At 69.3% G+C, this 9,362-nt stretch carries 9 protein-coding genes; 4 read left to right on the forward strand and 5 right to left on the reverse strand.

Annotated elements, in window-relative coordinates:
• Nucleotides 1-175: 175 nt before the first annotated feature.
• Both C507_RS0118810 and C507_RS0118815 read left to right on the forward strand, forming a co-directional pair.
• Entirely contained in the window at nt 176-490 is a 315-nt protein-coding gene (locus C507_RS0118810) for a hypothetical protein (RefSeq protein ID WP_018701274.1), read from the forward strand.
• Between the two features lie 69 nt (nt 491-559).
• On the forward strand, nt 560-1,399 hold the full coding sequence (locus C507_RS0118815; protein WP_018701275.1) for a DODA-type extradiol aromatic ring-opening family dioxygenase: 840 nt from the start codon (nt 560-562) through the stop codon (nt 1,397-1,399).
• A gap of 73 nt (nt 1,400-1,472) precedes the next feature.
• Here C507_RS0118815 and C507_RS0118820 read toward each other — a convergent pair whose 3' ends face one another.
• Nucleotides 1,473-2,552: an alcohol dehydrogenase family protein gene (locus C507_RS0118820; protein WP_018701276.1), complete on the reverse strand. Its 1,080-nt coding sequence runs from the start codon at nt 2,550-2,552 to the stop codon at nt 1,473-1,475.
• Between the two features lie 83 nt (nt 2,553-2,635).
• Here C507_RS0118820 and C507_RS0118825 point away from each other — a divergent pair, with 83 nt between their 5' ends.
• Entirely contained in the window at nt 2,636-3,145 is a 510-nt protein-coding gene (locus tag C507_RS0118825; RefSeq protein ID WP_210162153.1) for a TetR/AcrR family transcriptional regulator, read from the forward strand.
• Between the two features lie 30 nt (nt 3,146-3,175).
• Here the strand turns inward: C507_RS0118825 and C507_RS22055 are convergent, their stop codons facing one another.
• The 3 genes from C507_RS22055 to C507_RS23320 form a co-directional block, all read right to left on the reverse strand.
• On the reverse strand, nt 3,176-3,802 hold the full coding sequence (locus C507_RS22055; RefSeq protein WP_018701278.1) for a cysteine hydrolase family protein: 627 nt from the start codon (nt 3,800-3,802) through the stop codon (nt 3,176-3,178).
• A 27-nt stretch (nt 3,803-3,829) separates the two neighbouring features.
• A complete protein-coding gene (locus C507_RS22060) occupies nt 3,830-4,786 on the reverse strand; it encodes an amidohydrolase family protein (protein WP_018701279.1) in 957 nt (318 codons plus the stop codon).
• Between the two features lie 222 nt (nt 4,787-5,008).
• Complete coding sequence (locus C507_RS23320) at nt 5,009-6,049, reverse strand: FCD domain-containing protein (RefSeq protein ID WP_083923692.1); 1,041 nt, start codon at nt 6,047-6,049, stop codon at nt 5,009-5,011.
• A 114-nt stretch (nt 6,050-6,163) separates the two neighbouring features.
• On the opposite strand from C507_RS23320, the gene C507_RS22070 reads away from it, so the two are divergent.
• Complete coding sequence (locus C507_RS22070) at nt 6,164-7,030, forward strand: creatininase family protein (protein WP_018701281.1); 867 nt, start codon at nt 6,164-6,166, stop codon at nt 7,028-7,030.
• Nucleotides 7,031-7,073: 43 nt separating this feature from the next.
• Here the strand turns inward: C507_RS22070 and C507_RS0118850 are convergent, their stop codons facing one another.
• Nucleotides 7,074-9,179 (reverse strand): glycoside hydrolase family 3 N-terminal domain-containing protein, encoded by a 2,106-nt coding sequence (locus C507_RS0118850; RefSeq protein WP_018701282.1) that lies wholly within the window; start codon nt 9,177-9,179, stop codon nt 7,074-7,076.
• Between the last annotated feature and the right edge of the window lie 183 nt (nt 9,180-9,362).

Here is a 9,362-nt window from a genome sequence, read left to right on the forward strand (position 1 = left end):
ACGTTTCCAACCATTCAGCCCCGCCGCGCAGATCTGCGCAGGATCGCGCAGGACTGCGCACCGTTTCGGCTGCGCGATCTGCGCGGCCGACTTGCGAACCCGTCCAAAAAATCGTTTTTCTCTTTGACAATCGAATTTCGAGTGGCATGATCCCGGCAACCAAGGAGAAGGCGCCATGGCGAACGAGTTCGACCCCGACCTTGCCTCCAACCGGATGGTCTTCGAGGTCCGTCGCGACAACTCGGTCTGGCCGCACTTCGCCGACCGGCTGGAAGAGCTGATGGACCAGTACGGCCTGACCGAGCCGGAAAAGCAGGCCTTCCGCGACGTCGACGTGCGGCGCCTCGGCGAGCTGGGTGTCCACCCCTACTTCCTTCCGCAGATCACCCGGCTGTTTCACGGCGCTGCCCGCAACACCAGCACCAGCGCCGCCGCCCAGGCCTATCGGAAGTCGTTCGGCGACCAAATCGTCGAGCACCAGAAGAAGTAGGCCGGCGCTTTCGCCAGGCGGACGGCGCGCGCCCGCGGCCGCCCCGACAACGTTTAGGAGGAGGCAACGATGGCCGAATTCGTCTCGATCATGGGCATGGCCCACGCGCCCGGCGTCACCGGCTGGATCGAGTCCTGCCCGCAGGAGGAGCAGGACGCCATCCAGGCCGGCTACGAGGAGCTGGGCGCCATCATGAAGGCGGCGAAGCCCGACGTCATCGTCGGCGTCGCCAACGACCACCTCCTCAACCTGCCCCTCAAGAGCCCGCCCCACTGGCGCGTCGACGAGGCCGCCGACTGGCACGGCCCGGCCGAATTCTTCAAGGCGTGGCTCAAGCAGCCCGGCTACCACGTGAAGGGCCGCCCGGATGTCGCCGCCAGGATCCACGAGATTGCCAGCGCCGAGGGCCACAAGATCGACAAGGGCTCGGGCCTCCTGTTCGACGACAACTGGTCGGTGCCGCTCTGGTATCTCGGCTACGACGTCCCGATCGTCCCGATCCACATGAACTGCATCAATCCGCCGGTGCCGACGCCAGAGGAATGCGTCGCCTTCGGCCGCACGCTGCGGAAGATCGTCCGCGAGGACCTGCCCACCGATCTCCGCGTGGGACTGATCGCCACCGGCGGCCTGTCGCACGAGCCCGGCGGCCCGCGCTACTTCACCATGGACGACGCCTTCGACCGCTGGTTCCTCGACCTGATGGCGGAAAGCGACGCTGACCGGGTCTGCCGCGAGGCCACGGTCGAGCGGATGAACGCGGCCGGCGGCGGCGGCACCACGGAGCTTCTTGCCTGGATGGTGGCCATGGCAGCGGCCGGCGGCACCCGCGCCCGCCCGACCTTCTACGTTCCGAGCGCCGAAATGCGGTGCGGCATCGGCGCCGCCGTTTGGGAAAGCTTCGCCTGAGGCACCGTCCCAGCGACCAATGCTTCGCAAAGCCCGCGCCGCAGCGCGGGCTTTTTCGCCTTCGGCGCGCCCCTCAGCCTTCCGCGACTTGGATGCCCACCTTTCCCACATGCGACTTGGTCAGGAACGCCTCCTGGGCGGCCCGCAGGTCGCGCAGGGCAAAGGTTTCCGCCACCACGGGGCGGATCTCGCCGCACTCGATGTAGCCGACCAGATCGGTGAAGATGCTGGAGGGCTGGTAGGTCGAGCCGAACAGCGTCAGATCGCGGAGATAGAGGGTGCGCAGGTCCAGCTCGACGATCGGCCCGGCGATGGCGCCCGCCGTGACGTAGCGCCCGCCATTCTTCAAGGCGCCGATCAGATCGTCCCAGCGCGGGCCGCCAACCAGGTCGATGACCACGTCGAAGCTGCGCTCCGGCAGCGCATCGTCGCGGCCGAAGACGGCATCGGCGCCAAGCGCGCGCAGCGTATCGGCCTTGGCCGGGCTGGTCAGCGCGCTCACATGCGCGCCGCGGCGGCGGGCGAGCTGGATCGCTGCGGAGCCCACCCCGCCCGATGCCCCGGTGATCAGCACCTTTTCCGCGCCCAGTCCGACCCGCTGGATCATGCCCTCGGCGGTGGAAAAGGCGCACGGGAAGGAGGCGAGTTCCACGTCGGAAAGCTCCGACCGGATCGCCACCGCGTCGCCGGCCGCCACCTTGGTGAACTCGGCGAAGCCGCCGTCATATTCCGAACCGAGCGTCGCGAGCGGGAGCTCGTCGTCTGACCCGGCCGGCTGCTGGATCGCCCGCACCAGCACCCGCTCGCCGATGCGGGCCTCAGGCACCCCCTTGCCCACCGCGGCGATGGTGCCGCAGCAGTCGGCGCCCTGGATGCGCGGGAAGACGAGCGCCGCGCCGTTCCAGCTGCCGTCTGCGTCGGCCGCGCCGCCGTAGCCTTCGGCCGCGCCCGCCGCCGTGTCGCCCCGCACGCTCTTGGAATACCAGCCGGTGCGGGTGTTCACGTCGGTGTTGTTGATCGCGGCCGCGCCGACCCGGACCAGCACCTCGCCCGGGCCGGGCACCGGCTTCGGCAGGTCCTCGCGCCAGACCAGCCTGTCGAGCCCGCCGTGGCCGGTCAGCACCACGCCCTTCATGGTTTCGGCGTGCGTCATGAGACTTGTCCTCGCAGGTAGAATGAATGCTCTACTTGCACAGGTAGAGGGATCATTCTACATCGTCAACCATGACGGACACGATGACGAAGATCGCCAGCGGGCTGGAGCGGGCGTTCGCGGGCCAGGGCTTTGCCGAACCCAGCGTGGAGGATCTGCGCGATGCAGCCGGCGTCAGCCTGCGCACCCTCTACAAGTACACCCCGTCGCGCGACGACATGGTCCACGCCGCGCTGGAGCACCGCCACCGGCGCTATCTGGAGCGGGTGTTCGACGCCCTTCCGGCCGACCGCATTGCCGCGCTGGACGCGCTGATGGAGCGGGTCGGCGGTTGGATGGAAACGGAGACCTCGCACGGTTGCCTGTTCCATGCCGCCGTCGCCGCAGCTCCCGGTGATGCCCGGCTGCGGGCGCTCCTGGAGCGTCACAAAGGCGAGGTCGCGGCCCGTGCCGCCGCCGCAACCGGCCTGGCCGGCCGGGGGATCGACCTGCTGCTGATCCTGGAAGGCCTCACCCAGACCTGGCCGCTGCACCGCGACGCGGCCGTCGCCAGCGCCAAACGCCTCGGCCGGGCGCTGGTCGAGATCACCTGACACCGTCGGCCGACCGCCGGCCTGGTCCCCTCAGCCCTTCCAATACCCCGTAATCGCCTCGCGCGGCAGGACGTCGCCGAACAGGAAGCCGATGTTGGCGATGGTCGCCTCGTGCAGCGGCGGCGCGTGCGAGGCGACGCAGTCCACCGCCAGCACGCCGTAAAAGCCCCGGCAGACCGCGTCGCGGAAGCTCGTCTCCACGCAGACATTCGTCTGAACGCCGGCGAAGACCAGCGTCTCGATGCCGGACGAGCGCAGGTGCGCCTCCAGCCCCGTGCCGACGAAGGCGGAGTAGCAGTGCTTGTCGAAGACGGCCTCGTCCCCGGCCGGCGCCACGCCATGGAACGCATAGCCCCAGGTGCCCGGCGCGCAGCAGACCGTGTCGGACTTTTCGCGCTGCTTGGCGAGCATGCCGGCGGGCAGTGTTTCGGGCCGGTAGTCGGCCCGTACCCAGATAACGGGGACACCTGCCGCGCGGGCATCATCGACCAATGCGCCGATGGGTTCGGCGACCGCCCGGCAGGGCCCGGCATCGCGGCCGACCACGGTCTCCACGTACCCGCCCTCGGCGCAGAAATCGTTCTGCATGTCGATCACGAGGACGGCGGTGCGCGACGGCGTCAGCCGATCCTCCACGGCCTGCAGGATGTCGGACATGGGCTCGGTCTCCGGGCGGTGGGTCGGTCAGGTCAGGGCGTCTGCGGTCTGGAGGCCAGGCATCAGGGCCAGCGCGTTGTCGCGCTCGATGGCCGCAAGGTCCTCCGCCGACAAATCCAGGTTCTCCAGCCCCGTTACCGTGCCGGCCATGGTGTCCTCGGCGGCAAACGGAAAGTCGCTGGCGAAGAGCACGCGGTCGGTGCCGACCAGCTCCAGGAGCGCGGAGAAGGAGAAGCGGTTGGCCGACAGCGCCACGTCGTAATAGTGGCGCCGGAGCTCGGCGATGACGCCGTCCGGCACGTGTCTGCGATAGTCCGGCCGGCGTTCAAGCCGGGCGATGCGGCCCGCCAGGAACGGCACCGCGCCACCGGCATGGGAGAAGACGAACCGGATGTCGCGGCAGCGGGTGAAGGTGCCGGTGAACAGCAGGTTGGCGATGGCGCGCGTGGTGTCGAACGGAAATTCCAGCGAGGCCGCCGGCAGGCCGACGAGGTTGGCCCCGGACGAGCGAGTCGGATGGACGTGCACCACCGCCTTGCGCCGGTTCAGCTCCTCCATCACCGGCGCCAGCGCCGGGTCGCCCGGATAGGTGGTGCCGTAGCTGGTCAGGATGCAGACGCCGTCGGCCTTCAGCGTGTCGAACGCGTATTCGATCTCCGCGAGGCTGGCGTCCACGAACGGCAGCGGCAGCGTGGCGAAGGAACCGAAGCGGCCGGGATGGTCCTGCTTCATGCGGGCCACGTAGTCGTTGCACGTGCGCGCCATGGCGCCCACGGCGCGCTCGTCGGCGAACGGCAGGCCTGGCGCGGACAACGACAGGACGGAGGTGGCGATGCCGTTGCGGTCCATGGCCTCCAGCGAGACCTGCGGCGACCAGTCCGGGCAGCGGCCTGAGACGATCATCTCCGCCACGGCCGGCGCGCCTACCGCGTCCACATAGGCCGGGGGCAGGATGTGGTGCTGGACGTCGATGCGATGAGCCATGCTGCCCTTGAACCGTTCTTCCGCAAGAAAATCCGAAGGCGGACACGCCCTCCCCGCCCGCCAGGAGCTGGATCTCGCGACGGGCTCTGAACAATTTATTTCAAGAAATCGATATTTGCAAAATTTACCAGATTTCACGCGCGGACAGGCGTCCGCGGGACCCGGAGGCGGCGGCACCTGTCCCCGGGCGTGAGCGGTGGGTTATCCTGCCGAAGCCGGATGTCAGTCGCCGGCGGATGCCGGGAACAGAGAGCGGGCCAGGCTGCGGGCGGAATTCTTGATGTGGACCTTCAGGAGTTCGGAGGCGAGGCCGGCGTTGCGGGCGATCGCGGCGTCGAAGATTGCCTTGTGCTCGGCCAGCAGCGTCTCCTTCGGCACCGCCAGCCGGGCCACCGCCTGGCGGCGATAGCGCTCAGACTGCTCCGACAGCACCAGCACGAAGCGCAGCAGCCAGGGCGAGCCGCAATTCTCGATCAGGGCGAGGTGGAAGGCGCGGTTCTCTCGCTCCCACTCGCCGCTCAGTTCTTCCGGCGCCTTGTCGAGGGTGCCCTCGACCCGCGTCAACCGGTGGAAGGCGGCCACGACGCCGCTTTCCCAATCGAGCGTGGCGCGCTCGATGGACCGCTCCAGAGCCTCCGGCTCAAGGAAAAGCCGCATGTCGGTGATGTCGGTGAACTCGTCCTCGGAGATCGCCGCCACCCAGTAGCCCTTCTGGCCCTTGGCGGTGACCAGCCGGTCGGCAGCCAGGCGCGACAGCGCCTCGCGCAACGGGCTCGACCCGAAGCCGTATTGGGTCCTCAGATGGTCGAGCAGCAACTTCCGGCCCGGTTCGAAGCGGCCGGAGAGGATGTCTTCCCGGATCATCGCATGGGCGGCTTCGGACTGGGTGGCGAAGGCGTCCGCACCGGAGCCGAGATCCGGACGCGGCTTCAGTTTCTGGATCTCGGTCAGCGGTTCCTCCGTCGTCGGCGGCGTCGTTCGATGCGCGCCAGGTATCGGCTCGGACGGCCCGGACGGCGGTCGAGTGCCCTGTCCCGACCGGCCCGGCGCGCGGCGCGAGACCGGACGGCGAAGACGGCTCCGCTCATCCGGATGGGGGACACTCGGGGCATATCTCGACCGACCGGCACGCGTTGAGCCAGCTCTTGCGCCGACCATACTGCAAGAATCGGTATTGCTCCATAATCCCCAGAAATGGCGACGCGGGACCGCAAAGGGGTTTCCTGCAGCCCGACTGGAGAGTATGGGCCTGTTGACGCCCATCAGAAATATCGATTTTGAATGGAAGAGCGATATTCAGGCGGCAAGAGCCACATGCCCGTCCCTGGTCCGCCGAGATCGGGCAGGGTTCCTATCCGCCCATCAGGGAGCCTTCCTATGTCCGCCGACATCCCGGCCGCCGCCGACCCGCTGTTCACCCCCGGCGAACCGATCCTGAAAGACACCATCGCGGAGATGACCTACGGCGCGGTGGAGGCGGCGGCGAAGCGCGGCGCGGTGGCCCTCTGGGCCTTCGGCGTCGTGGAACAGCATGGCCCTCACCTGCCCACAGGCACTGACATCTACATCCCCTCCGCGCGACTGCGGATCGTCCGGAAGCTGCTTGCGCGCGACGGCATCGAGGCGCTGATCGTGCCACCCTTCTACTGGGGCGTGAACCACGTGTCCGCCAGCTTCCCGGCCTCCTTCAAGGTGCGACCGGAGGTGATGATCGAGCTGATGGCCGATGTGATCGCTAGCCTGGGCGGCGACGGCTTCCGCAGGCTCTTCTGCGTTTCCGGACATGGCGACGCGGACCACAACCGGGCCGTCTTCCGCGGTGTCGAAAAGGGCTCCACGCCTGGCCGCATCGAGGCCGCCTTCGTGGCGGACGACGCGCTCTTCGCCCGCATCGGCGTGGATGCGACGAGCCCGCACGCGCTCGCGACCATTCCTCAGCCCAACCCGACGCCACCGCCCCCCTTCGCCGACGTTCATGCCGGCGACTGGGAAACCTCGCTGATGCTCGCCCTCAATCCGGAAGTGGTCCACGCCGACCGGATCGCCGACCTCGCCCCCACCAATCTCTCGGAAGACGACCTGGCGGAATGGCGCAAGGGCCACGATCACGCCCGGCGGGTCACGCCCGACGGCTATCTGGGCGATCCGGCGTCGGCCTCGGCCGAACGGGGCGCGTCGGACATCGTGCGCGACGCCCGCGCCATCGCGGACGCGATCCGGCTGCGCCTGGCGGGCGAGCGCTAGGCCCGCCGGCGCGCTTCTGCCGTTACCGGCGAACCGTGGCCGATCAGCCTTCGAACCGGATGGTGACACGGCGCAAGCAGGCGGGATCGGCAGAGGTGCCGACGCAGATCTCGAAGGCACCCGGCTCCACGACGGGTTCGAGGTCGGAGCCCGGAAAGGCGAAGGCGGCCTCGTCGAGCCGAAAGCGCAGCACGCCCCGATCGCCCGGAGCAAGGCCGATGCGCGCGAAGTCCTTCAGCTCCAGAACCGGCCGTGCCACGCTCGCCACGGGGTCGCGGAGGAACAGGAACACGGTTTCCTCGCCGCCCCGCCCGCCGCGATTGTCCAGCCCCACGGTGACGGTCACCCGGCCGCCACGGCGGACCGTGCCCGGCTCGGCCTCGACGCCCGTGATCACGATCCCGGAGAAGGACAGGCCGTGGCCGAAGGCAAACTGCGGCTCCACCGGGCAGTCGAGATAGGTGCTGGTGTAGGGATCCTTCGGGTTCGCGGGACGGCCCGATGGCCGCTGTCCGGCAAAGATCGGGATCTGGCCGATCGCACGCGGCCAGGTGACCGGCAGCCGGCCGGTGGCATCGGCGCGACCGAAAAGGATATCGGCGATGGCGTGGCCCGCCTGGGTTCCGAGGAACCAGGTGGCCAGCACGCACGACGCGGCCTCGAAGAGCCAGGGCGCCACCAGCGGCCGGCCTGACGACAGGAGCGCCACCGCCGGGCGGCCGGAGGCGAGCACCCGTTCCGCCAGCGCGCGCTGGTCGTCGGGAAGTCCCGGCTCGGCCCGGCTCGCCGCTTCACCCGACATCCGCGCCGTCTCGCCGAGGCACAGAATGACGAACTCGGCCGCGTTGATATCGGTTTCGCCAAGCGCCGCCGCGTCCGCCGCAACGTCGATGCGGCAATCCGGCAACGTGGCCCGCAGGCCCTCCAGGATGGTGACTGCGGCGGCCGGACCGCCGGCCCCGGCCCAGGGGCCGAGCATGTCGGAACGCGCATCGGCCAGCGGCCCGACCAATGCGATGCGCTCATAGGACCGCGCCAGCGGCAGCAACGGACCGTCATTCTTCAGGAGCACGATGGCGCGCCGCGCTGCCTCCCGCGCCCGTTCCCGGCGCGCCGAGGCCACGACTCCGGCCTGGGACGACTGGCGCCGAAAGGGATCGTCGAACAGGCCGAGCCGCTCCTTCAGCACCAGCACGCGCCGCACCGAGGCATCGATCTGCGCCTCGGTGACAAGCCCACGTGCCAGCGCTTCCGGCAGCCCCTGCGCGTAGGCAAGGCTCATCATGTCGATATCGACCCCGGCCGTAAGCGCCAGAGATGCCGCCTCGGCCAGGTCGTCGGCAACGCCGTGGGCGATCAGTTCGGCGATGGCGTTGTAGTCGGAGATCACCACGCCCTCGAAGCCGAGCCGACCGCGCAGCCAGTCGCGCAGAAGCGGCACGTGCGCCGTCATCGGCACACCGGCGACGTCGTTGAAGGCGGGCATGATCGCCGCAGCACCGCTGCGCACCGCCGCCTCGAACGGCGGCAGATAGACCTCACACAGCGTGCGCTCGGACACGTCGACGGATGCATAGTCGCGGCCGGCCGTCGGGGCGCCGTAGGCCGCGAAATGCTTGGCTGTCGCCGCGACGCTGCGCGGATCGGAGAGCGCGTCTCCCTGGAAGCCACGCACCTTAGCCTCCGCCATGCGCACCGTCACCAGCGGGTCCTCACCCGGGCCTTCCGCGATGCGCCCCCAACGCGGGTCGCGACAGACGTCAAGCATCGGGGCGAAGGTCAGGTCGACGCCTTCGGCCGAGGCCTCTTCCGCGGCCGTCCGCGCCGTCGCTTCCCACAGATCGGCATCGAAGGCCGCGGCCTCTCCCAGCGGAATCGGAAAGATGGTGCGGTGGCCGTGGATGACATCGAAGCCGAAAAACAGCGGAATCCCGAGCCGGCTCTCATTGACCGCGATGCGCTGCATGGCGCGGGTCTCGGCTGCCCCCCAGAGGTTCAGCAGGCTGCCGACCCGGCCCTCGCGAAGGAGCGCCACCGGATCGCTGGCCGCCACCGGGCCAGTGGTCGCCTGCCCCGCAGTGACCATGACGAGCTGGCCGATCTTCTCGGCGAGCGTCATATCGGCAATCAACGCATCGATGCGGGTCACGGGGCTTCTCCGGCGACGGGGATGCAACCCTTCCGCCCGGCGGGGCGGGAAGTCAAACGGGCTCGGTCTCCCGATCTGCCCCTCTCCCCGCAAAGCCGGACGGAAAACCGGTTCCCACTTTTCCTGGCTTTGGATCTCCCAGCGCGCGACCGCGCGCCGGCCGGCCAGGCCGCCCTCCCGGAG

It is taken from the genome of Amorphus coralli DSM 19760 (assembly GCF_000374525.1).
Classification (GTDB): Bacteria; Pseudomonadota; Alphaproteobacteria; order Rhizobiales; family Amorphaceae; genus Amorphus; species Amorphus coralli.